Consider the following 22,996-nt stretch of genomic DNA (forward strand, 5'->3'; position numbering starts at 1 on the left):
GTGGTGGTGGCGGCGGGACTGCCAAGCCCCCGGGATTGCCCTCGCCGTTCACGACACCCACACTTCCCGACCCGATTTTTACCAACCCGAATGCGATTCATGGGTTTGACGTTACCGGTTTTATCCAGGACATGACCCTGGACACCACCAATGCGAATTGCCCCAATACCAGCGACCCGAGCCGCTTTGGGGGGACCGTCCAGTTGAACGGCGTCACGATTGTTGTCCCTTGCAACACCGTAATGCAGATGCCGGCCAACACCCTGACCTGGGCCGACTTCGTCAGGGGTGGAACCCTGGCGCTCGGAAAATCACCGGCGGCTTACCCCTCGTTCGAGATCCATGTGGTAGGCAATACCGTCTCCAACAAGCCAATTGCCGGGCTGATCTTTGTCTCCCAGCAATCCGTCAACGCAGGTAGCGGTGTCATCACCCGGATCGACTACACCAACGGCAACATCGAAGTTGACAGTGGAAACCCGACGCAACCCACGATCATTCAGATCAACGATCCGAATGGCCGTTTTGGCCGCGCCCAAAGCCCCGACCCACGCTTCTCCGTCGATGATGCCAACCCGACCATCCATGCTGCCACCGGCTACCCGATGTGCGTGCCACGTACGCTCTCCGGGGACGATGCGCTCTGCCCACAGAAAAACCGGCCAAAAGTGGTCACCCCGACCACGACCAACAACTGCCGCAATTTCAGCCAGGCCGGCGTCGCGCTTCCGGCCAGTGGAGAGCTCTCGGGTCCAGCGGTGGGGCAGGTCTATTGCAGCCAGTACGTCATGAAGCGATTCAGCGATGCTACACGCACGGCGACGGACCCCGACCCGACACAACAGGCACCCTTCGAAGTCGGCGACTTCATCAGCTGGTCCGGTACTCTGTTCAAGTCAGCAACTACTGGCCTCCCGGACTTTGTCTCTGCACACACGATCGAGGCGAATGTCGGGATCTACACTCAGCCTGGTTCGCAGCCCAGCTACATGGCTATCGGGGAATTTGGCATCGGTACGGCCGACCCGGCCGCAACGGCCATCAACGGAGTAGCCCAGGAGACGCAGGACCGGATTTTCCTTGAAGCCTCGACCACCGACATCAAGACCCCGGTCGACATCTATCTGATAGATGTCAATCCATCGACAGGTGTGCAAACCAATCGCTGGATTACCCCCTATGAGATGACGGGTGAATGCAACCCTGGACTGGGCCTTGCGGCCAGTTGCCTGGGAGCCTCGGGTGGTATCACGACCCAGAACACGGGTGCTCAGCCACAACGCGCCAGATTGCGTGCGACCAAAGCGCCCACTGGGCTGCTTAGCCAGCCGACACGTACCTTGCGCGTCGTTGCCCGGTCACTTTGCGTTCCACAGCTAAGCTTGTCCCAGGCCGGCGTGGATGCTTGCATCCAGAATGCGGGCAGGTTGACCGTCGCCAATGGACTGACTGCCGGACAGTATGTGGCGCCGGTGTTCGAGTTCATCTTTCCGGAAGGCGTCAAGCCTGGCGACCCGGTGGTGCCGAACGACTTCTGGCACCTGCCGTTCATACGTAACGGCGAGGGTGTGAGCACTCCAACAGGCGTAGGCCCTCTGGACCCGACACCATGGTGATCAAGGCCTGAACACAGCGCAAAAAAAAACCGCCGCTCCCGGAGGAAGCGGCGTTTTTTTCAAGACACTGCGTTAAGGCTTAGTAGCCCAGGTCGAAGTTCTCTTCTTTCATGTCCATCAGGTTGTTGGCGCCCGACAGCATGGTTGCAACGTGAGTGCGGGTACGCGGCAGGATGCGCTGGAAGTAGAAGCGCGCAGTCTGCAGCTTGGCGGTGTAGAACGCCTCTTCGGTAGTGCCGGCAGCCAGTTTCTCGGCAGCCAGGCGCGCCATGTCAGCCCAGAAGTAGGCCAGGCAGGCGTAACCGGAGTACATCAGGTAGTCCACGGAGGCCGCGCCGACTTCTTCGCGATCTTTCATGGCGGCCATACCGACCTTCATGGTCAGCTCGCCCCATTCCTTGTTCAGTGCAGCCAGCGGAGCGATGAACTCTTGAACCGCTTCGTTGCCTTCGTTGGTCTGGCAGAACTTGTGGACGATCTTGGTGAAGCCTTTCAGAGCCTCGCCCTGGGTCATCAACACTTTACGGCCCAGCAGGTCGAGTGCCTGGATACCGGTGGTGCCTTCGTACAGCATCGAGATACGGCTGTCGCGAACGTTCTGCTCCATGCCCCACTCGGCGATGAAGCCGTGGCCGCCGTAGATCTGCACGCCGTGGTTGGCCGACTCAAAACCGACTTCGGTCATGAACGCCTTGGCGATTGGCGTCATGAAAGCCAGCAATGCGTCGGCTTTCTTCTTCGCCTCGGAGTCCACACCGTACTTGACGATGTCGACTTGCTTGGCGGTGAAGTAAACCATCGCACGGTTACCTTCGGCGAATGCCTTCATGGTCAACAACATGCGGCGTACGTCAGGGTGAACGATGATCGGGTCAGCGGCTTTGTCCGGCGCTTTCGGGCCAGTCAGCGAGCGCATTTGCAGACGGTCGCGAGCGTATTTCAGGCCGCCCTGGAAACCGACTTCGGCGTGGGCCAGACCTTGCAGAGCGGTACCCAGACGTGCGGTGTTCATGAAGGTGAACATGCAGTTCAGGCCTTTGTTCGCCGGGCCGATCAGGAAACCGGTAGCGCCGTCGAAGTTCATCACGCAGGTGGCGTTGCCGTGGATGCCCATCTTGTGTTCCAGGGAACCGCAAGACACGGCGTTACGCGTGCCAACCGAGCCATCAGCGTTCGGCAGGAACTTCGGCACGATGAACAGGGAGATGCCTTTGGTGCCAGCCGGTGCATCCGGCAGGCGGGCCAGTACGATGTGGACGATGTTGTCGGCCATGTCGTGCTCACCGGCCGAGATGAAGATCTTGGTGCCGGAAACCTTGTAGGAACCGTCGGCCTGAGGCTCGGCCTTGGTGCGCAGCATGCCCAGGTCGGTGCCGCAGTGCGGCTCGGTCAGGCACATGGTGCCGGTCCACTCGCCGGAAACCAGCTTGGTCAGGTAAGCCTCTTGCTGCTCAGGGGTGCCGTGCTCGGAGATGGTGTTCATCGCACCGTGCGACAGGCCTGGGTACATGCCCCACGACCAGTTGGACTCGCCGACCATTTCGCTGATGGCCAGACCCAGAGACTCCGGCAGGCCTTGGCCGCCATGCTCTACGTCGTGGGCCAGGCTTGGCCAGCCGCCTTCAACGAATTGCTTGTAGGCTTCCTTGAAGCCAGTCGGGGTCTTAACGCCAGACTCGCTCCAGATGCAGCCTTCGAGGTCGCCCACGCGGTTCAGCGGAGCCAGCACCTGCTCACAAAACTTGGCGCCTTCTTCGAGAATGGCGTCAACCATGTCCGGAGTTGCGTCCGCACAAGCCGGCAGGCTCTGATAGTGCGCTTCGTAGCCGAGCAGTTCGTCACGTACGAAGCGAATATCACGCAAGGGGGCCTTGTAGTCAGGCATAGCGATAAACCTCTGCTGATGTAACCGGGAATGAACGACCGCATTGATTTGTTGTTGCGATCAAACAGTTGTTTGAAACATACGTTTACGCCCAAATCTTGTCAAGCGCCGATCTTTTGCCGTTCGTCATCGCAGGTTTGGACACACAGGCACACGGCAACGCCCCCGCGCGTTCGAAGCAGCCCGCCACACAGGAAAGATTAGTTGAGCAAGAAAGACTTACGCAGAAAAACGCCGCGATCGGGCGCGGCGCTTGAAGGTGCGGATTCAGTAAAAAATCAAGCGAAGGTATCGATCAAGGTTCCAAGCACTTCATCGGCTGCCTTGGCGACTTTCACGCCCAGTTCCACCTGAAATTTGCCCTGAGACATTTCGACCACGTTGCTGGCCAGGTCCGATTGCTGACTACGATCGACAGAACGCAAGCGATCAACCTGAGCCTCGGAAGACTGGCTGGTGACTGAGCGTTCAATGGTGGTGTTGGCGATCTGCCCGGCGGCTTGATCGACACGGTTCTGCCCTGTCTGAATAGTGCTCAGACCGGCATAAAAAGCGCTGTTTCCTGAGATTTCCACGGGAGAACTCGTCCTTGCAAAGGATCAACAGCGGCCATTGAAGCAGAGTGGCCGGCAAAACACCCGACAAAAACACTAATGGCACAATGCCTTGTCATAGGCAAAGCCCGCATTGCTAAAACATCAGTCCAACAGGTCCAGTTGCAAGTGCTCGGCCACCGCTTCGGCCGTGACGGCCTTGAGTTTGGGCACACGCCCCAGGCACGGCGCTGGCAGACGCTCGGCGAGAGTGGCAAGGTTTTCTTCAAGACGCGAGGTCTTCGGGTCGATGATGTTGGCCACCCACCCCGCCAGTTGCAGACCGTCCCGGGCAATCGCTTCGGCCGTCAGCAATGCATGGCTGATACATCCCAAGCGCACGCCGACCACCAGAATCACCGGCAGACCCAGCGCCATTGCCAAGTCCGACAGATTGTCCTGATCTGCCAGCGGCACGCGCCAGCCTCCAGCGCCTTCGATCAAGGTGAAATCTGCCTGCATGGCCAGAATCTGCCGCATCGGCGCCAGCAACGACTGCACCGTCAGCGCCACCCCGGCCTCTCGCGCCGCCAGGTGCGGGGCAATGGCCGGTTCGAAGGCCATCGGATTGACCTGTGCATAGGTGAGTGTTAGCGAACACTCCGCCAGCAAGGCCAGTGCATCGGCATTGCGCAAGCCTTTGGGTGTCACATCGCAACCGGAAGCGACCGGCTTGCCCGCCGCCGTGCTCAAGCCTGCCGAACGTGCCGCGTGCAGCAGCCCCGCAGCGACCGTGGTCTTACCAACATCGGTATCCGTGCCGGTGATGAAATAGGCTGCACTCATAAGGATTTCTCCAAAACGGCGTACACCACTTGATAAGTCGCCGGCAGGCCTTGGGCCTGACGAAACTGCTCGTAAGCCTCAATCAGACCCAGAATCCGTGCCCGGCCGGTCAAGCCACCCGGTCGACCGGGATTGAGGTTGTGCGCACCCAGCGCCTTGAGTTCATGGGTCAGGCTGCGCACATCCGGGTAATGCAGCACATGCGCAAGGTTTTGCAGACTGACCGTCCTCAAGCCGCTGGCCGCACACAACTGCTGATAAACACCAAACTCCCGGAAACGGTTGACATGCACCATGCCATCGACCTGCCGCCAGCTGTCGCGCAATTCAAACAACGTCCCTGCACACAGACTAGCAAACGCGAAAATTCCACCCGGCTTCAGCACCCGAAAGGCTTCACTGAGCACCGATTCGAAGTCCGCGCACCACTGCACCGCCAGGCTGGAGAAGATCAGGTCGCAAGTCGAATCCTGCAGTGGCAAACGCTCGGCGTCGCCGGCCACGAAGTGCGTGGCACCTCCCAATGGCCGGGCATGGTTGAGCATGCCTTCGGCGATATCCAGCGCCACACCATGACCGCCCGGAAAGTGCTCATCCAGGGCACGACTGAAATGCCCGGTGCCACAACCAAGATCCAGCCAACGCTGCGGTACGAAGTCTTGCGGTAAGCGCCTGAGCAATTGGCTGCCGACATCACGCTGCAACTCGGCAACGCTATCGTAGCTCGCCGCTGCGCGGGAGAAGGAAGCGGCGACCTGGCGCTTGTCGGGCAAGGCGCCGGGCAGGTTGGGAAGGGATAAATCAGTCATCGCCGCACTCATGCAAAAAGGCCTGGATCGCCCCCGCCACACCGTGGGGATCTTCCAGGAGAAACGCGTGGCTGGCCTGTTCAATCAGACCGATTTCAACATCCGGCAGCAATGCCAACAACTCGCCCGCCGCTTGCGCTGGCACCAGCCCGTCATGGCCGGCGAACAGATGCAATTGCGGACCGCGGAACGACTGCATTGCCTGTCGTGTATCCAGTTGCGCGAGCACTTGCAGACCGCTCAGCAGCAGCGGCGCGGCGGTGTTCGGTGCACCACCGAGCAACAACCGCGACAATCCGCGCGAGTCTTCGGCGCCTTGGGCGCAGAGCAGTGAAAAGCGTTTCAACGTCGCGCGCGGATCGGCTCCACATCCCGCCAGAAACGCATCGAAGGTTTCCCGGGGCATGGCGCTTGCCCATTGTTCATGAGCGACAAAAGAAGCGTTGCTGGCCAGGGTAAACACACCACAGCAGCGATCTGCACGCCGGGCCGCCAACTCGCAGGCGAGCATGCCGCCCAAGGACCAACCGCCAAGCCAGGCGTCCTGCGGCAATATCGAATCAAGCTCGTCGAGCCACTCTTGAAGATCGCTCGACTCCAGTTCCGGTAACGGCTCGATCTCGACATGCAGGTGCTCATCCAGGCCGCGCAAGGCCGCCGCCAAAGGCTCCAGCGGTGAAACGCCAAGGCCCCAACCGGGCAGCAGAATCAGACGATCACGCATGGCTTGGCTCCGGCTTCAGTTGTTGAAAGCAATCGGCCAGTCCATTTAACAATAGCTGTACCTGGGCCTCGCTGTGGGCAGCCGTCAGCGTGACCCGCAGTCGGGCGCTGCCGGCAGGTACGGTCGGCGGGCGAATCGCGGTCACCATCAACCCGCGTTCGCGCAGCATTTGCGAAAGGCGTACCGCGCGCCCCGCATCACCAATCATGATCGGCTGGATCGGCGTGAAGCTGTCCATGAGTTCCAGGCCAATCTGTTCGGCACCGGCGCGGAACTGGCGGATCAGCGTCTGCAAATGCTCGCGACGCCAGTGTTCGCTGCGCAGCAGTTCCAGGCTTTTCAACGTGGCGCAGGCCAGCGCAGGTGGCTGGCTGGTGGTGTAGATGTAGGGACGGGCGAACTGGATAAGACTCTCGATCAGCTCTTCGCTGCCCGCCACAAAGGCACCCGCCGTACCAAAGGCTTTACCGAGGGTACCGACCAGCACCGGAACGTCATCCTGGCTCAGACCGAAATGCTCGACGATGCCGCCACCGTTGGCACCCAGCGGTCCAAAACCATGGGCATCGTCGACCATCAACCAGGCGCCTTTGGCCTTGGCCTCGCGAGCCAGCGCTGGCAAGTCAGCGATATCGCCGTCCATGCTGAACACGCCGTCGGTGACCACCAGCGTATTGCCGGTGGCTTTTTCCAGGCGTTTGGCCAGGCTCACCGGGTCGTTGTGCAGATAGCGATTGAACCGCGCACCGGACAACAGCCCCGCGTCGAGCAGCGACGCATGATTGAGGCGGTCTTCGAGCACCGTATCACCCTGCCCCACCAGCGCCGTGACCGCGCCGAGGTTGGCCATGTAACCGGTGGTGAACAGCAACGCGCGCGGGCGACCGGTCAGGTCGGCCAATGCTTCTTCCAGGGCATGATGCGGGGTGCTATGGCCGATGACCAGATGTGACGCCCCGCCGCCCACACCCCACTTCGAAGCACCCGCGCGCCAGGCTTCGATCACTTGCGGATGATTGGCCAGGCCCAGGTAGTCGTTGTTGCAGAACGCCAGCAACGGCTGGCCATCGACCACCACTTGCGGCCCCTGCGGACTTTCGAGCAGCGGGCGCTGGCGGTAGAGGTTTTCGGCACGACGGGCAGCAAGGCGTGCGGCGAGATCGAAAGACATGCAGGCCTCGACTTTCAAATGACATAGAGCTTTTTGTGGGAGCGGACTTGCTCGCGAATACGGTCTGACATTCAACAAAGATGTTGACTGATACACCGCCTTCGCGAGCAAGCCCGCTCCCACAGGGTTTAGCATTCATCCAGTGGAAGCTGTGATTGCTCAAATAGCTGCGTTGTAAAACTGCTCGCTGCTCTTCTGCTCCACCAGCGCCTGCTCGATAGCCGCCTGATGCACTTCATCGGCGTGCTCTTCGCGGGCTTCCGGCAGGATGCCCAGGCGCGAGAACAGTTGCATGTCCTTGTCGGCCTGCGGGTTGGCAGTGGTCAGCAGTTTTTCGCCGTAGAAAATCGAGTTGGCACCGGCGAAGAACGCCAGGGCCTGCATCTGTTCGTTCATGGCTTCGCGGCCGGCGGACAGGCGCACGTGGGATTTTGGCATCAGGATGCGGGCAACCGCGAGCATGCGGATGAAGTCGAATGGATCGACGTCGTCGGCATTTTCCAGCGGCGTACCGGCGACTTTCACCAGCATGTTGATCGGCACCGACTCCGGATGCTCCGGCAGGTTGGCCAACTGGATCAACAGGTTGGCGCGATCGTCCAGCGACTCACCCATGCCCAGAATGCCGCCGGAGCAGATCTTCATCCCCGAGTCACGCACATACGCCAGGGTTTGCAGGCGCTCGCTGTAGGTGCGGGTGGTGATGATGCTGCCGTAGAACTCCGGCGAGGTATCGAGGTTGTGGTTGTAGTAGTCGAGGCCGGCCTTGGCCAGCGCTTCGGTCTGCTCCTGATCCAGGCGCCCGAGGGTCATGCAGGTTTCCAGGCCCAGGGCTTTCACGCCTTCGACCATCTTCAGCACATAAGGCATGTCCTTGGCCGACGGGTGCTTCCACGCCGCGCCCATGCAGAAACGGGTCGAACCGATGGCCTTGGCGCGAGCGGCCTCTTCGAGGACCTTCTGCACTTCCATCAGTTTTTCTTTTTCCAGGCCGGTATTGTAGTGACCGGACTGCGGACAATATTTGCAATCTTCCGGGCAGGCGCCGGTCTTGATCGACAACAGGGTCGACACCTGGACGCGGTTGGCGTCGAAATGCGCGCGGTGCACCGTCTGCGCCTGGAACAACAGGTCGTTGAATGGCTGAACGAAGAGTGCTTTGACTTCGGCCAAAGACCAGTCATGACGCAGGTTTGCAGTGGTGCTGGCGCTCATGGGCGATTCCTTGATTTATGCTGGGCTGGCGACCGGGGGAATGGAATACCCACAGGCGCGACACGGATGTTCGGCATATTTAAGGAAGAGCGATGCGCTGTCAACCACGATACAAAGGACCGGTTTACATCTGGTTAAAAAACAAACAACACTGCTTGCTCTGCGATGAAATCGCCGATGGCACCCTCCCTGTCTGCATGGCCTGTGAAACCGAGTTGCCCTGGCTCGGCGATCACTGCCAGACCTGCGCCCTGCCGCTCCCGGCTGCGGGCCTGACCTGCGGCCATTGCTTGAAGCAGCCACCGGCCTTCGAACAAGTGATTGCTCCCTGGACCTACAGCTTTCCGGTAGACAGCCTGATCACCCGTTTCAAGCACAACGCAAAGTGGCCGTTTGGTCGCCTGCTCGCCGAACTTCTCGTTCAATGCCTGCAACATCGCTTCGAAGACGATCTGCAGCGGCCCCATGCGCTGATCCCGGTGCCACTGGCCAGCCGGCGCCTGCGCCAGCGCGGGTTCAATCAGGCGGCAATGCTGGCTCAGTGGTTGAGTGCCAGTCTCGATATCCCTTGCGACGAACGGTTGCTGCTGCGAACCCAGGACACCGACGCCCAGCAGGCCTTGAATGCCGAAGCCCGCCGAAAGAACCTGCGCAACGCATTCGCCCTGGCACCCGGCGCCGTCGTCAAAGGCCGGCACCTGGCCCTGATCGACGACGTACTGACCACGGGTGCCACGGCCCAGGCCCTGGCGAGGCTGCTGATGGACGCCGGTGCGGCGAGGGTCGACGTCTATTGCCTGGCCCGCACGCCCAAACCCGGCGAGACACCCTGACTTGACTCGCGCAGCCCAAGCGGCCAACGTCCTCATCATCGTCACCACCCAAAGCGACTCGCCATGTCTTTGCCCACCTTGTTGTCCCAGCACATTGTCCGCCGTCCGCAGCGCATCGCCCTGCTGCAGCACATCGCCGAACAAGGCTCGATCACCCGCGCCGCAAAGAGCGCGGGCCTGAGCTACAAGGCCGCCTGGGATGCGATCGATGAACTGAACAACCTGGCGCAGAAACCGCTGGTGGAGCGGATTGTCGGTGGCAAGGGCGGTGGCGGTGCCCGCCTGTCCAACGAAGGCGAGCGCGTGTTGCGCCTGTACCAGAAGCTGCAAGCCTTACAGGCTCAAGTGCTGGAAGCCGCTGAAGACGCCAGCGACCTCGACCTGCTCGGGCGCTTGATGCTGCGCACCAGCGCACGCAATCAGCTGCACGGCAAGGTAATGGCGATCGAACCTCAGGGACGCAACGACCTGATTCGCCTCGAAGTCGCCGAAGGCGTGATCGTCGACGCGCAAATCACCCACGACAGCACCGAGCGCCTGGAACTGCAAATCGGCACTGAAGTCGTGGCATTGATCAAGGCCGGATGGCTCGATGTGCTTGGAATCGATTCCGTTGAAACCCATGGAAACAATTGTCTGAAAGGCACCATCGAAAAAATTCTCGACGCCGACGATGGCCCCAGCGAAGTGCGCATTACCCTGCCCAACGGCCTGACACTGTGTGCCCTGGACGAACCGAGGCATCTGCAGGCATTGGGGCTGACGTGCGGCAAGCCGGTGCGCGTGGAGTTTTCGCCGTCCAGGGTGCTGCTGGGCACACCGCTGTAAACAGAACTGCAACAAAAGGTTCATTACTCATGATTAAGGTGTCTGCAAAACCGCAGGGAGCCTGAAATGAGCCTATTAGAAGAAAACCAGTCCACCGATCTCGAAACCATGGTCGGCCTCAGTCGTCGCGGCTTCATCAGCGCAGGTGCCCTGTGCGGCGCCGCGATGTTCCTCGGCGGCAACCTGTTGAGCCGCAGTGTGATGGCTGCCAGCGTCAGCGCCGGTAACAGCCGGTTGCTGGGTTTCGACAGCATTCCCGCCGCCACCAGCGACGCAATCACCCTGCCACCGGGCTACAAGTCCTCGGTGCTGATCAGCTGGGGCCAGCCTCTGCACAAGGATGGCCCGGCGTTCGACCCGAGCGGCAACGGCAGCGCCGAACATCAGGAAGCCCAGTTCGGCGACAACAACGACGGCATGAGCCTGTTCGAATTCCCGGGCGAAAAAGACCGGGCGCTGATGGCGATCAACAACGAATACACCAACTACCGCTACCTCTACGCTCACGGCGGCATGCCGCAATCGGCGGAAGATGTACGCAAGGCGCTGGCCTGCGAAGGTGTGTCGGTGATTGAAGTGCAGCGCAAGAACGGCCAATGGCAATTCGTCCAAGGCTCGCGCTACAACCGCCGCATTCACGGCAATGCCCCGATCAGCATGAGCGGCCCGGCCGCCGGCCATGCCCTGTTGAAAACCAGTGCCGATCCCCACGGCAAGAACGTTCTCGGCACCTTTCAGAATTGCGCCAACGGCAAGACGCCGTGGGGCACCTATCTGACCTGTGAAGAGAACTTCACCGACTGTTTCGGCAGCAGCAACGCGGAGCAGAAATTCGACCCGGCACAAAAACGCTACGGCGCGGTGGCGACCAGCAAGGAGATCAACTGGCACCAGCACGACGAGCGCTTCGACCTGGCCAAGAACCCCAACGAGCTCAACCGTCACGGCTGGGTGGTGGAGATCGATCCATTTGATCCGAAGTCGACGCCGGTCAAACGCACGGCCCTGGGGCGCTTCAAGCACGAAAACGCCGCCCTGGCCGAAACTGGCGATGGTCATGCCGTGGTGTACATGGGCGACGATGAGCGCGGTGAGTTCATCTACAAATTCGTCAGCCGCGACAAGATTGACCACAAGAACCCCAAGGCCAACCGCGACATTCTCGATCACGGCACCTTGTACGTGGCGCGTTTCGATGCGGGGGACGGCAACGCCGATCACCCGAAAGGCCAAGGTGAATGGATCGAACTGACCCACGGCAAGAACGGTATCGACGCCAGCAGCGGCTTTGCCGATCAGGCTGAAGTGCTGATCCACGCCCGTCTCGCCGCCAGTGTGGTGAAAGCCACGCGCATGGACCGCCCGGAATGGATCGTGGTCAGCCCCAAGGATGGCCAGGTCTACTGCACGCTGACCAACAACGCCAAACGTGGCGAAGACGGGCAACCGGTGGGCGGACCGAACCCGCGCGAGAAGAACGTCTACGGCCAGATCCTGCGCTGGCGCACCGAGCGCGACGATCACGCCTCGCACACCTTTGCCTGGGACCTGTTTGTGGTGGCCGGCAACCCGGGTGCGCATGCCGGTACACCGAAGGCCGGCTCGTCGAACATCACGCCGCAGAACATGTTCAACAGCCCGGACGGCCTGGGCTTCGACAAGGCCGGACGCTTGTGGATCCTGACTGACGGTGATGTGAGCAACGCCGGTGACTTTGCCGGAATGGGTAATAATCAGATGCTCTGCGCTGATCCTGCGACCGGCGAGATTCGCCGCTTCATGGTCGGACCGGTGGGCTGTGAGGTGACCGGGATCAGCTTCTCGCCGGACCAGAAAACCCTGTTTGTCGGGATCCAGCACCCGGGCGAAAATGGCGGTTCGACCTTCCCCGAGCATCTGCCTAACGGCAAGCCGCGCTCATCGGTGATGGCGATTACCCGGGAAGACGGCGGGATCGTCGGCGCCTGACAGACCCTCTTCGCGAGCAAGCCCGCTCCCACTGGTGATCTATGGTGTGCCACCGATCGCGTGCACACCAACGATCCAGTGTGGGAGCGGGCTCGCCCGCGAAGGCGTCAGCCCAAACACCGCACATCTCAAGCCCACCCCCTAAAACCGCGCCGTCTGCGCTACCATGCCTGGCCGGACGCAGCAACCTGCTGCGCGCAGGAGTCAGCATGGCCCACCCGTTTGAAACCCTTACGCCAGACCTCGTGCTCGATGCCGTCGAAAGCATCGGCTTTCTCAGCGATGCGCGCATCCTGGCGCTCAACAGCTACGAGAACCGCGTCTATCAGGTCGGTATCGAAGACGCCGAGCCGCTGATCGCCAAGTTCTACCGGCCGCAACGCTGGAGCAACGAAGCGATTCTGGAAGAGCACCAGTTCACCGCCGAACTCGCCGACTGCGAGGTGCCGGTCGTGGCGCCGTTGATCCACAACGGTGAAACCCTGCACGAACACAACGGTTTTCGTTTCACCCTGTTCCCCCGCCGTGGCGGCCGTGCACCGGAGCCTGGCAACCTCGATCAACTGTATCGCCTTGGCCAGTTGCTCGGCCGCTTGCATGCGGTTGGCTCGACACGGCCGTTCGAGCACCGTGAAGCACTGGCGGTGAAAAACTTCGGCCATGACTCACTCAATACCTTGCTCGACGGCAACTTCATCCCCCGCAGCCTGCTGCCGGCCTACGAGTCGGTGGCCCGCGATCTGCTCAAGCGTGTGGAAGATGCCTACAGCAACACGCCGCACCAGAACATCCGCATGCACGGTGACTGCCACCCCGGCAACATGATGTGCCGCGACGAGATGTTCCATATCGTCGACCTCGACGACTGCCGCATGGGCCCGGCGGTGCAGGACATCTGGATGATGCTCGCCGGCGATCGCCAGGATTGCCTGAGCCAGTTGTCGGAACTGATGGATGGCTACAACGAATTCCACGACTTCGACCCGCGTGAACTGACCTTGATCGAACCATTGCGTGCCTTGCGCCTGATGCACTACAGCGCCTGGCTCGCCCGCCGCTGGGACGACCCCGCATTTCCCCGCAGCTTTCCGTGGTTCGGCACCGAGCGTTATTGGGGTGATCAGGTGCTGGCATTGCGCGAGCAACTGGCGGCACTCAATGAAGAGCCACTCAAACTCTTCTGATTCACCCTCAAACCCTGTAGGAGCGAGCTTGCTCGCGAAAAATCAGAGAACACCGCGGGGCATCAGGTTCCCCGCGTTATCGTGGACGACCATCGTCGGAACGCCGCCCGGAGCAAGCTCGCTCCTACATGTATCAGCACATCACACAAAATCTCCTTACAATCCCCCTCTTTGTTAGCTGCCTAAGCAAGGATTCTGCATGCAAGCCGCCAACCCGCGTCGCGGGTACATTCTAGGCCTGAGTGCCTACATCATCTGGGGGCTTTTCCCCCTCTATTTCAAAGCCATCGCCAGCGTGCCCGCCGTGGAAATCATCATCCACCGGGTGCTGTGGTCGGCGCTGTTCGGTGCCTTGTTGCTGCTGGTCTGGAAGCATCCCGGCTGGTGGCGCGAGCTGCGGGAAAACCCGCGACGGCTGGCGATCCTGGCCCTGAGCGGTGCGCTGATCGCAGCCAACTGGCTGACCTACGTCTGGTCGGTGAACAACGGCCGCATGCTGGAGGCCAGCCTCGGCTACTACATCAACCCGTTGGTGAACGTGCTGCTGGGCATGCTGATCCTCGGCGAACGGCTGCGGCGCATGCAATGGATTGCCGTCGGTCTGGCGACTGTGGGGGTGGCGCAACAGGTCTGGCAAGTCGGCAGCCTGCCGTGGGTGTCGCTGGTGCTGGCCCTGACCTTCGGCTTCTATGGCCTGATTCGCAAGCAAGCACCGGTCAAGGCACTGCCGGGGCTCGTGGTGGAAACCTGGATGCTGGTGCCGATTGCCCTCGGCTGGTTGCTGCTCAACCCGACGGCCAGCAGCGCCCAGGCCGAATTCTGGACCACGTCCCAAGCCTGGTGGCTGGTGGCCGCCGGCCCGATCACGCTGGTGCCACTGGTCTGCTTCAACGCCGCTGCACGGCATTTGCCCTACACGACACTGGGTTTTCTCCAGTACCTGGCACCGACACTGGTGCTGCTGCAAGCGGTCCTGCTGTTTGGCGAGCACTTGTCGTCCAGCACCCTGGTGGCGTTCATGTTTATCTGGGCCGGCCTGGCGGTTTACAGCGTTGATGCGTGGCTCAGTTTGCGTCGCCGCAGCTGATCAAAAAACACACAACCCCCTACAGGCCACGTCTCCCGTGGCCTGCGTTGATCCTTCCCAAGGTTATCCACAGCGTGATCCCCGCCGATTGTGTGCAAGTGGTTGAAACTGCTGGTTTTTTGATCAAGTCCTGAAGAACCCCGGTCGGCGTGGCCTGGCGGTGTGTCTCTACAGGTTATCCACAGGCCGGTGCACGTTTAACTTGGATAACCTGATCAGGGATCACTGCGCAGCACCAACTCGACCATCAGATCATCGGCCAGGGTTTCCAGGCGCGATTGCAGTACGTCCAGCGACAACGTCAGCGGGACAGCAAGAATCGCTTCGGCATGGAACAACGGCTCGCTGCTCATCGGTGCCGGGCGCACTTCGGTGACCAGCCGTTCCAGATTCACCCCCTGCTCGCTCAACAAGCGTGTGATGTCACGCACGATCCCCGGTCGATCATTGCCCACCAGTTCCATGGCGATCGGCTTCCAGGTGCAAGATTGTTCGATGCTGCTTTCGGCGACCAACACGCGAATGCCCTGGGCGGACAAGCCCTGCAGGGCATCGACCAATTCGTCGTAGGCCTCGGCCGGTACGCCCACCCGCAGAATGCCGGCGAATTGTCCCGCCATGCGCGACACGCGGCTTTCCAGCCAGTTGCCGCCGTGCTCGGCAATGCATTGGGCAATGCGCTCGACTTGCCCGGGCTTGTCCGGAGCAAAAACGGTGAGTACGAGATGGTCCATGGCGCAGCCCTCTGGTCATGTTTTTTGTTTTGGAAAAACAAGTATAGGCAAGGGTTGAACCTGCGCCGACAGGTCCGGCGCCTTCACGAGCAGGCTCGCTCCCACAATGATTGCGCTGGCCCTTGTGGGAGCGGGCTTGCTCGCGAATGCAGGCACCACCGAGGCGACAGACACAACAAATCGTGTACAACTTTTGATATTTAACTGGAACAATCCAATAGTTTTTTGAGAACATCACGATCCCCGACGTGACCGCAATGCGTCATGGGGTCGCAGAACGACGTAATTAGTCTAATTTTCACAACCGCAATTCATCATGTAGTATGCCGCAGCGCGCACTACATAATGTTGGATCGATGTCTGCCGCAGGCACGTTCGCAACCCTGAAAGCCCTGTCAGCAAGGCCCCAAGCCGTTGATTGGTCCCAACCCAGCCGCCCGTCATGGGCATGTACTGGTAGAGGGGTTTGTGGTTTAAATGGCCAAAGGCTTCATTGTTAAATTGAAGAGCTGAAAAGCGAAATAGCTGAGCAGAGTGAGGCAAGCAATGACTGAACACGTTCAAGTCGGTGGCCTGCAGGTCGCCAAAGTCCTGTTCGACTTCGTGAACAACGAAGCCATTCCCGGTACCGGCCTCACCGCCGATAAGTTCTGGGCCGGTGCCGACAAGGTCATCCATGACCTGGCGCCGAAGAACAAAGCCCTACTCGCCAAACGCGATGATTTCCAGGCTCGTATCGATGGCTGGCACCAAGCGCGTGCCGGTCAACCGCACGACGCCGTGGCCTATAAAGCCTTCCTGCAAGACATTGGTTATCTGCTGCCAGAAGCGGCCGATTTCCAGGCGACGACGCAAAACGTCGATGACGAAATCGCCCGCATGGCCGGCCCACAACTCGTGGTGCCGGTGATGAATGCCCGCTTTGCGCTCAATGCCTCGAACGCCCGTTGGGGTTCGCTGTATGACGCGCTCTACGGCACCGACGCCATCAGCGAAGCTGGCGGCGCGGAAAAAGGCAAAGGCTACAACAAGGTACGCGGTGACAAGGTCATCGCCTTCGCCCGCGCCTTCCTTGACGACTCGGCGCCATTGGCGGCCGGCTCCCACGTCGACTCCATCGGCTACAAGATCGTTGATGGCAAACTGGTAGTCGCCCTTAAAGGCGGCAGCAACACCGGCCTGCGCAACGACGCTCAACTGATCGGCTTCCAGGGCGATGCCACTGCACCAACCGCGATCCTGCTGAAAAACAACGGCCTGCATTTCGAAATCCAGGTCGACGCCAGCACCCCGGTCGGCCAGACCGACGCCGCCGGTGTCAAAGACATCCTGATGGAAGCCGCGCTGACCACCATCATGGACTGCGAAGACTCGGTTGCCGCCGTCGACGCTGATGACAAGGTGGTGATCTACCGCAACTGGCTCGGCCTGATGAAGGGCGATCTGTCCGAAAGCGTCGCCAAGGGCGGTCAGACCTTTACCCGTACCATGAACGCCGACCGCACCTACACCGCTGTCGATGGCAGTGAACTGAGCCTGCACGGTCGTTCGTTGCTGTTCGTGCGTAACGTCGGTCACCTGATGACCATCGACGCGATCCTCGACAAAGATGGCAATGAAGTGCCGGAAGGCATTCTCGACGGCCTGGTGACCTGCCTGTCGGCGATCCACAACCTCAACGGCAACAGCTCGCGCAAGAACAGCCGCACCGGCTCGGTCTATATCGTGAAGCCGAAGATGCACGGCCCTGAAGAAGCAGCGTTCACCAACGAGCTGTTCGGTCGCATCGAAGACGTGCTGGGCCTGCCGCGCAATACCCTCAAAGTCGGGATCATGGACGAGGAGCGTCGTACCACAATCAACCTCAAGGCCTGCATCAAGGCGGCAAGCGAGCGCGTGGTGTTCATCAACACCGGTTTCCTCGACCGCACGGGCGATGAAATCCACACCTCCATGGAAGCAGGCGCCATGGTGCGCAAGGCGGACATGAAGGCGGAAAAATGGATCGGCGCCTACGAGAACTCCAACGTCGATATCGGTCTGAGCACCGGCCTGCAAGGTCGCGCACAGATCGGTAAGGGCATGTGGGCCATGCCTGACCTGATGGCGGCGATGCTCGAACAGAAAATCGCTCACCCGCTGGCCGGTGCCAACACCGCCTGGGTACCATCGCCAACTGCCGCTGCGCTGCACGCGCTGCATTACCACAAGGTTGACGTGTTCGCCCGTCAGGCCGAACTGGCCAAACGTGCGCATGCTTCGGTGGACGACATCCTGACCATCCCGCTGGCGGTGAACCCGCAGTGGACCGCCGAACAGATCAAGAACGAACTGGACAACAACAGCCAGGGCATTCTCGGTTATGTGGTGCGCTGGATCGACCAGGGCGTCGGCTGTTCGAAGGTGCCGGACATCAACGACGTCGGCCTGATGGAAGACCGTGCAACGCTGCGTATTTCCAGCCAGCACATCGCCAACTGGCTGCGCCATGGCATCGTCACCGAAGACCAGGTCATGGAAAGCCTCAAGCGCATGGCGCCGGTGGTTGACCGTCAGAACGCCGGCGACGCGCTGTACCGCCCGCTGGCCCCGAACTTCGACAGCAACATCGCCTTCCAGGCGGCGGTCGAACTGGTGGTCGAAGGCACCAAACAGCCGAACGGCTACACCGAGCCGGTCCTGCACCGTCGTCGTCGCGAGTTCAAAGCGAAGAACGGGTTGTAAGCCCGCTCTCTCTACAAAAATCCCCCGGTTGAAAAACCGGGGGATTTTTGTTTCTGCGTCCTGAGAATGTAGAGCTACTTCCTGTAACGCAACGCGCTGGCAGCGATGTGATGGCCTATTTTCGATGCATTCATGAACAAAGCAATTCCAACGACCGTGATGACGAGAGCAAACAGTTTTTCGCCACCAATGGGTTCGTCGAGTACATACCACGACGTCAAGATACCCGATATCGGAACAATCACTGACAACGGTGCAACCTGGCTCGCCGGATACTTCTCAATCATTCGGTTCCACACCCAATACCCGAATACCGTCGCCACATAGGCCTGGAACAGGACAGATACCAGCACCGGAGCAGTCATGTCTGTTAGCAACGCCTGGAAAGGGGCCGCTCCCTTGACCCAGTAAGTCATCAGATATAGAGGAGGTGTTGCATACAGACTCGACCAAACGACAAAGGAAAATATATCAACCACTTTGCTTTTCTTGACCAGCACATTGCACAAACTCCAGAACAGTGCGCCGAGGAGTATCAGAAAAAGTCCAAGACTTTCGGCATAACCGTCTGTTACATGAATAATGAACATCAGCCCCAGCAACGCCATGAGAATGCCGGCCACTTGTATTCCCGTCATTTTCTCGCCAAACAGCAGCACCCCCCAGATGACCGTGAAAAAAGCACTGAACTGCAAGAGCAAAGATGTCACGCCGGCACTAACGCCAAGAAACATGCCATAGTTCATCAGCCAACACATTCCGATACCAAACAACAGACCGTAGAGAATAGTTACAAACGTACTGACACCTTTCGGTTTCGGGATGAAGAACACCAGCGGCAGCGCACAGAAAGTAAAGCGCAACGCGGTCAATATGAACGGATCGATACCGTCAAGACTGATATCAATTACCGTAAAATTGCTGCCCCACATGACTGTCACACCGATAATAAGTACAAGATCGCGAAATTCCATTTTCTTTATCATATCGTCCTCATTGCGATACACACCCACACAACCCGGGAAGAGCGATGACCTGATCTTTGACAGTATTTTGTCTGCACGAACTAACCGCAGATTGAATACACGACGACCACCGGCATGCTCAAACCACTAAAGCAGGGGGAGTAAAATCGGTAACTTTTATAGCGCTACGACAGTTCCCGCAAACCACGAATGACATTAGATAATGCCTGCGCTGGCTTTCAAGCACCGAACGATAACTGAATCACCGAAAGAAAATACAAGCTATTTGTGAGGAGCTTTTTCGCAGAGCAAATGGACAACTCTAATTACAATTTGAATTAACAAAAACAACTCAAATTCGCAATTAACAATTACAAATAATAAATTATTTAATGTCCAGTTCGTGCTTTACCAGTGCCACAAGGTGCTTGGCATCAATAGGCTTGAGCAGAAAGTCCACAACGCTCAAATGCATCGCGGCGATTGCATCCTTCACGTCGGCGTCTCCCGAGACAATGATGATCGGCAACGCCGCCCGAACCGATTCACGTATCTGGCGGATCAGATCCAGCCCGTCTACATGGCCCATCCGCAGGTCGGTGATCATCAAACCGATCGAGGGCTTTTTGATCTCTGCCTCAGCCACCAGGATATTGAATGCCGCTTCGCCGCTGACTGCAGTCATGCAGCGAACGCCCTGCAACTCGAGGATCTCTGACAACAGCTCCCGGGCGTCTTTATCATCGTCGACGATCAGCACCCGTTGCGGCGGCAAGTCAGGTTCCAGCATGACGGCACTGAGCGCTTCCCGCTCGGCGTCACTCAAAATATCGTGGTCGGACATGGCGTTCCCTACATGTTCAGTTCAATTCCCTAGCACAGTGGTGAGACATCGCTAAGAGACCTTCAATTTGCACTTCGTCGGAGACTTTTCCTATAGCAGGATAGAGCGATTTTTCTCTCAATTGCGTAAGGTTTTTCTGACATTCCGTCACACTCATTGCCTACCTAGACTTACGTCCAATGGGCACCCTGACCGTAGGGGTCGACCATGGTTGAGTCATCCGACAACAACAATTCAAAAAAGACTGCGGTAATGGTTATGAGTAAAGCGGACGCCTTCACACAGGCAGGGAAAACCGCGGTGTTGCAGAACATCCAGGGCACGTTGCAATTCCTTCAGCGCTTCCCGCCCTTCAATCAGATGGAACACGCTCACCTGGCGTATCTGGTCGAGCAATGTCAGCTGCGTTTCTACGCCCCTGGCGAGAGCATCATCAAACCCGCCGACGGCCCGGTCGAGCACTTCTATATCGTCAAGCAAGGCCGGGTCGTGGGCGAACGTCCGCATACGGCAAAAGGTGGCACCGAGACGGTCTTCGAGATCACCACCGGCGAATGTTTCCCACTCGCGGCATTGCTGGGTGAGCGGGCGACCCGCACCGAGCACCTGGCCGGCGAGGACACCTTCTGCCTGCAACTGAACAAGCCGGCGTTCATCCGCCTGTTTTCGCTATCGGACACCTTCCGCAACTTCGCCCTGCGTTGCGTCAGTAGCCTGCTGGATCAGGTCAACCAGCAAGTGCAGCAAAAAGCCGTGGAAACCCTCGGCACCCAATATTCGCTCAATACCCGACTGGGCGAATTGGCCATGCGCCACCCGGTGACATGCGCCCCGCAGACGCCGTTGCGCGAAGCCGTGACGCTGATGCACGAACAACAGGTCGGCAGCATCGTGGTGGTCGATGAACTCAAGGCGCCACAGGGGATTTTCACCCTGCGCGACCTGCGTCAGGCCGTGGCCGATGGCAGCAGTGATTTCAATGAAGCCATCGAAAGGCACATGACCCGGGCGCCGTTTTTCCTGTCGCCGGATCACAGTGCATTCGACGCCGCGATTGCCATGACCGAGCGTCACATCGCCCATGTCTGCCTGGTCAAAGACCAACGCTTGTGCGGCGTGGTTTCCGAGCGCGATCTGTTTTCCCTGCAACGGGTCGACCTGGTGCACCTGGCCCGCACTATCCGCAATGCACAGAAAGTGGAAAACCTGGTGGCGCTGCGGGGCGAAATCGGCCAGTTGGTCGAGCGGATGCTGGCCCACGGCGCGTCTTCGACGCAGATCACCCACATCATCACCTTGCTCAACGACCACACCGTGTGCCGGGTGATCGAACTGACCCTCGCCGAAAAAGGCGACCCCGGCGTGCCGTTCAGCTGGCTGTGTTTCGGCAGTGAAGGCCGCCGCGAGCAGACCCTGCACACCGATCAGGACAACGGCATTCTGTTCGAAGCCAGGGATGCGGCCCATGCCGCCGAGATTCGCGGCAAGCTGTTGCCCATTGCCCAGCAGATCAACCAGAGCCTGGCGCTGTGCGGCTTCACCTTGTGCAAGGGCAATATCATGGCCGGCAACCCGGAGCTGTGCCTGTCCCGGGCCGAGTGGGCGCGACGCTTTGCGGCGTTTATCCGCGAGGCAACCCCGGAGAACCTGCTGGGTTCGAGCATCTATTTCGATTTGCGCGTGGTCTGGGGCAGCGAACAAAGCTGCGAGCAGTTGCGTCGGGGCATTCTCGATCAGGTCGGTGACAACCGCTTGTTCCAGCGCATGATGGCCGAAAATGCGCTGCGCAATCGCCCGCCCGTAGGGCGTTTCCGCGAGTTCGTGCTGACACGCAAAAATGGCGAAAAGGCCAGCCTGGACCTGAAGATTCAGGGCTTGGCACCCTTTGTCGACGGTGCCCGGCTGCTGGCCCTGGCTCACGGTATCGAAGCGAACAACACACTGGAGCGTTTTCGCCAGTTGGTCGCCAGGGAAGTCATCGACCCCCTGGACGGTGCCGCGTACGAAGAGGCCTATCACTTCATCCAGCAAACCCGCATGCAGCAACATCAACTACAGACCCGAGAGAATTTTCCCTACTCGAACCGGGTCGATCCCGACAGCCTCAACCATCTGGACCGACGCATCCTGCGTGAGTCCCTGCGCCAGGCACAACGCCTGCAAAGCAGCCTGACCTTGCGGTATCAGCTATGAGTCTGTTTTCCTGGTTGCGCCCGACGCCACCCACCTTGCCTGCCCATCTGCAACATCGGCTGGAACGCTTGCCGACTGCTGCCGACCTGGCGCAGTGCAGTCTGCGCGAGCAGCGCTGGGTGGTGCTCGATCTGGAAACCACCGGGTTGAACCTGAACAAGGACCACGTGTTGTCCATCGGCGCGGTGGTGATCGAGGACGGGGCCATCGACTTTCGCCAGCAGTTCGAGCGCACCCTGCAATACCCGCAAGTAAAACTCGGCCCCAGCGTGCTGATCCACGGTATTGGCCCCAGCGCCATTGCGGCAGGCAGCGACCCGGCAGAAGCGCTGCTCGACCTGATGGAGTACCTCGGTGACAGTCCGGTGCTGGCCTTCCACGCGCCGTTTGACCAGCACATGCTCGGCCGTGCGCTGAAAGATCATCTGGGTTTCAAGTTGCAGCATCCGTTTCTGGACGTGGCGGACATTGCACCCCTGCTGTGCCCCCAGGCACACATTCGCGAGGCGGGGCTGGACGATTGGATCGACTGGTTCAAGCTTGAAGTCTTCGAGCGCCACCACGCCAGCGCCGACGCCCTGGCCACCGCTGAACTGGCGCTGATTCTGTTCAGCCGCGCGCGGCAGCAGCAGATTCATAGCCCGTTGAATTTGCAGCAGCGGTTAAGTCAGTGGAAGCGCCGGCAGCAGGCGCCCTCCTTCTGACCTTCAGGCCCCCCCCTGTAGGAGCGAGCTTGCTCGCGATGAATTTGAAGGCGACGCATTTTTCCAGACAGCACGCGTCACCGTTCGCGTCCATCGCGAGCAAGCTCGTTCCTACAGGGGCCGTCGCGAAATT

Annotated in this window: 19 protein-coding genes; 9 read left to right on the forward strand and 10 right to left on the reverse strand. The window is 59.7% G+C overall.

Annotated features, from left to right (window positions below; genetic code table 11):
* Positions 1–1,616, forward strand: a 1,616-nt coding sequence (locus tag ACCD00_RS12215; protein ID WP_413424764.1) for a hypothetical protein, incomplete at its 5' end; no start/stop codon positions are given.
* 79 nt (positions 1,617–1,695) lie between these two features.
* Here the strand turns inward: ACCD00_RS12215 and ACCD00_RS12220 are convergent.
* The 7 genes from ACCD00_RS12220 to bioB all read right to left on the reverse strand — a co-directional run bounded on the left by ACCD00_RS12220 (position 1,696) and on the right by bioB (position 8,799).
* Entirely contained in the window at positions 1,696–3,501 is a 1,806-nt protein-coding gene (locus tag ACCD00_RS12220) for a phenylacyl-CoA dehydrogenase (RefSeq protein WP_413424766.1), read from the reverse strand.
* A gap of 278 nt (positions 3,502–3,779) precedes the next feature.
* Positions 3,780–4,076, reverse strand: a complete 297-nt coding sequence (locus tag ACCD00_RS12225; protein WP_413424768.1) for a pyrroloquinoline quinone biosynthesis protein PqqE — start codon at positions 4,074–4,076, stop codon at positions 3,780–3,782.
* A gap of 123 nt (positions 4,077–4,199) precedes the next feature.
* Positions 4,200–4,880 (reverse strand): dethiobiotin synthase, encoded by a 681-nt coding sequence (gene bioD, locus ACCD00_RS12230; protein WP_413424770.1) that lies wholly within the window; start codon positions 4,878–4,880, stop codon positions 4,200–4,202.
* On the reverse strand, positions 4,877–5,689 hold the full coding sequence (bioC, locus tag ACCD00_RS12235) for a malonyl-ACP O-methyltransferase BioC (RefSeq protein WP_413424772.1): 813 nt from the start codon (positions 5,687–5,689) through the stop codon (positions 4,877–4,879). The genes bioD and bioC overlap by 4 nt, the downstream gene beginning before the upstream one ends.
* Positions 5,682–6,413 (reverse strand): alpha/beta fold hydrolase, encoded by a 732-nt coding sequence (locus tag ACCD00_RS12240; RefSeq protein ID WP_413424774.1) that lies wholly within the window; start codon positions 6,411–6,413, stop codon positions 5,682–5,684. Before ACCD00_RS12240 ends, bioC begins: the two co-directional genes overlap by 8 nt.
* On the reverse strand, positions 6,406–7,584 hold the full coding sequence (gene bioF / locus ACCD00_RS12245) for an 8-amino-7-oxononanoate synthase (protein WP_413424775.1): 1,179 nt from the start codon (positions 7,582–7,584) through the stop codon (positions 6,406–6,408). Before bioF ends, ACCD00_RS12240 begins: the two co-directional genes overlap by 8 nt.
* A gap of 159 nt (positions 7,585–7,743) precedes the next feature.
* Positions 7,744–8,799 carry a biotin synthase BioB gene (bioB, locus tag ACCD00_RS12250; protein ID WP_413424777.1) on the reverse strand — a complete coding sequence of 352 codons (1,056 nt, stop codon included), beginning with the start codon at positions 8,797–8,799 and terminating at the stop codon, positions 7,744–7,746.
* Between the two features lie 92 nt (positions 8,800–8,891).
* On the opposite strand from bioB, the gene ACCD00_RS12255 reads away from it, so the two are divergent.
* The 5 genes from ACCD00_RS12255 (at position 8,892) to rarD (ending at position 14,699) form a co-directional block, all read left to right on the forward strand.
* A complete protein-coding gene (locus ACCD00_RS12255) occupies positions 8,892–9,632 on the forward strand; it encodes a ComF family protein (protein WP_413424779.1) in 741 nt (246 codons plus the stop codon).
* Between the two features lie 63 nt (positions 9,633–9,695).
* Positions 9,696–10,460, forward strand: coding sequence for a TOBE domain-containing protein (locus ACCD00_RS12260; protein WP_413424781.1), 765 nt, complete (start codon positions 9,696–9,698; stop codon positions 10,458–10,460).
* 66 nt (positions 10,461–10,526) lie between these two features.
* Positions 10,527–12,428: a PhoX family protein gene (locus tag ACCD00_RS12265; RefSeq protein WP_413424783.1), complete on the forward strand. Its 1,902-nt coding sequence runs from the start codon at positions 10,527–10,529 to the stop codon at positions 12,426–12,428.
* Positions 12,429–12,637: 209 nt separating this feature from the next.
* Positions 12,638–13,612 carry a serine/threonine protein kinase gene (locus ACCD00_RS12270; protein WP_413424785.1) on the forward strand — a complete coding sequence of 325 codons (975 nt, stop codon included), beginning with the start codon at positions 12,638–12,640 and terminating at the stop codon, positions 13,610–13,612.
* A 199-nt stretch (positions 13,613–13,811) separates the two neighbouring features.
* The gene (rarD, locus tag ACCD00_RS12275; RefSeq protein WP_413424787.1) at positions 13,812–14,699 is read left to right on the forward strand and encodes an EamA family transporter RarD; all 888 of its coding nucleotides are present in this window, start codon (positions 13,812–13,814) and stop codon (positions 14,697–14,699) included.
* A 215-nt stretch (positions 14,700–14,914) separates the two neighbouring features.
* Here rarD and ACCD00_RS12280 read toward each other — a convergent pair whose 3' ends face one another.
* A complete protein-coding gene (locus ACCD00_RS12280; RefSeq protein WP_413424789.1) occupies positions 14,915–15,433 on the reverse strand; it encodes a glycine cleavage system protein R in 519 nt (172 codons plus the stop codon).
* Positions 15,434–15,979: 546 nt separating this feature from the next.
* Here ACCD00_RS12280 and ACCD00_RS12285 point away from each other — a divergent pair.
* Positions 15,980–18,157: a malate synthase G gene (locus tag ACCD00_RS12285; protein ID WP_413424791.1), complete on the forward strand. Its 2,178-nt coding sequence runs from the start codon at positions 15,980–15,982 to the stop codon at positions 18,155–18,157.
* A 74-nt stretch (positions 18,158–18,231) separates the two neighbouring features.
* On the opposite strand, the gene ACCD00_RS12290 is transcribed toward ACCD00_RS12285, so the two are convergent.
* A complete protein-coding gene (locus tag ACCD00_RS12290) occupies positions 18,232–19,131 on the reverse strand; it encodes an EamA family transporter (RefSeq protein ID WP_413424793.1) in 900 nt (299 codons plus the stop codon).
* A 376-nt stretch (positions 19,132–19,507) separates the two neighbouring features.
* On the reverse strand, positions 19,508–19,966 hold the full coding sequence (locus tag ACCD00_RS12295; RefSeq protein ID WP_413424795.1) for a response regulator: 459 nt from the start codon (positions 19,964–19,966) through the stop codon (positions 19,508–19,510).
* Between the two features lie 252 nt (positions 19,967–20,218).
* Between ACCD00_RS12295 and ACCD00_RS12300 the strand changes: the two genes are divergently transcribed.
* Both ACCD00_RS12300 and ACCD00_RS12305 read left to right on the forward strand, forming a co-directional pair.
* Positions 20,219–22,159, forward strand: coding sequence for a putative nucleotidyltransferase substrate binding domain-containing protein (locus ACCD00_RS12300; RefSeq protein ID WP_413424797.1), 1,941 nt, complete (start codon positions 20,219–20,221; stop codon positions 22,157–22,159).
* A complete protein-coding gene (locus ACCD00_RS12305; protein ID WP_413424799.1) occupies positions 22,156–22,863 on the forward strand; it encodes a PolC-type DNA polymerase III in 708 nt (235 codons plus the stop codon). The genes ACCD00_RS12300 and ACCD00_RS12305 overlap by 4 nt, the downstream gene beginning before the upstream one ends.
* Positions 22,864–22,996: the final 133 nt, after the last annotated feature.

This window comes from Pseudomonas sp. Pseusp3 (assembly GCF_047304225.1).
In the GTDB taxonomy this organism is placed as follows: Bacteria; Pseudomonadota; Gammaproteobacteria; order Pseudomonadales; family Pseudomonadaceae; genus Aquipseudomonas; species Aquipseudomonas fluorescens_CD.

Coding starts and splice junctions, on each gene's coding strand:
- ACCD00_RS12220 (WP_413424766.1), bottom strand. CDS start 3,501: ATGCCTGACTACAAGGCCCCCTTGCGTGATATTCGCTTCGTACGTGAC.
- bioD (WP_413424770.1), bottom strand. CDS start 4,880: ATGAGTGCAGCCTATTTCATCACCGGCACGGATACCGATGTTGGTAAG.
- bioC (WP_413424772.1), bottom strand. CDS start 5,689: ATGACTGATTTATCCCTTCCCAACCTGCCCGGCGCCTTGCCCGACAAG.
- ACCD00_RS12240 (WP_413424774.1), bottom strand. CDS start 6,413: ATGCGTGATCGTCTGATTCTGCTGCCCGGTTGGGGCCTTGGCGTTTCA.
- bioF (WP_413424775.1), bottom strand. CDS start 7,584: ATGTCTTTCGATCTCGCCGCACGCCTTGCTGCCCGTCGTGCCGAAAAC.
- bioB (WP_413424777.1), bottom strand. CDS start 8,799: ATGAGCGCCAGCACCACTGCAAACCTGCGTCATGACTGGTCTTTGGCC.
- ACCD00_RS12255 (WP_413424779.1), top strand. CDS start 8,892: ATGCGCTGTCAACCACGATACAAAGGACCGGTTTACATCTGGTTAAAA.
- ACCD00_RS12260 (WP_413424781.1), top strand. CDS start 9,696: ATGTCTTTGCCCACCTTGTTGTCCCAGCACATTGTCCGCCGTCCGCAG.
- ACCD00_RS12265 (WP_413424783.1), top strand. CDS start 10,527: ATGAGCCTATTAGAAGAAAACCAGTCCACCGATCTCGAAACCATGGTC.
- ACCD00_RS12270 (WP_413424785.1), top strand. CDS start 12,638: ATGGCCCACCCGTTTGAAACCCTTACGCCAGACCTCGTGCTCGATGCC.
- rarD (WP_413424787.1), top strand. CDS start 13,812: ATGCAAGCCGCCAACCCGCGTCGCGGGTACATTCTAGGCCTGAGTGCC.
- ACCD00_RS12280 (WP_413424789.1), bottom strand. CDS start 15,433: ATGGACCATCTCGTACTCACCGTTTTTGCTCCGGACAAGCCCGGGCAA.
- ACCD00_RS12285 (WP_413424791.1), top strand. CDS start 15,980: ATGACTGAACACGTTCAAGTCGGTGGCCTGCAGGTCGCCAAAGTCCTG.
- ACCD00_RS12290 (WP_413424793.1), bottom strand. CDS start 19,131: ATGGAATTTCGCGATCTTGTACTTATTATCGGTGTGACAGTCATGTGG.
- ACCD00_RS12295 (WP_413424795.1), bottom strand. CDS start 19,966: ATGTCCGACCACGATATTTTGAGTGACGCCGAGCGGGAAGCGCTCAGT.
- ACCD00_RS12300 (WP_413424797.1), top strand. CDS start 20,219: ATGGTTATGAGTAAAGCGGACGCCTTCACACAGGCAGGGAAAACCGCG.
- ACCD00_RS12305 (WP_413424799.1), top strand. CDS start 22,156: ATGAGTCTGTTTTCCTGGTTGCGCCCGACGCCACCCACCTTGCCTGCC.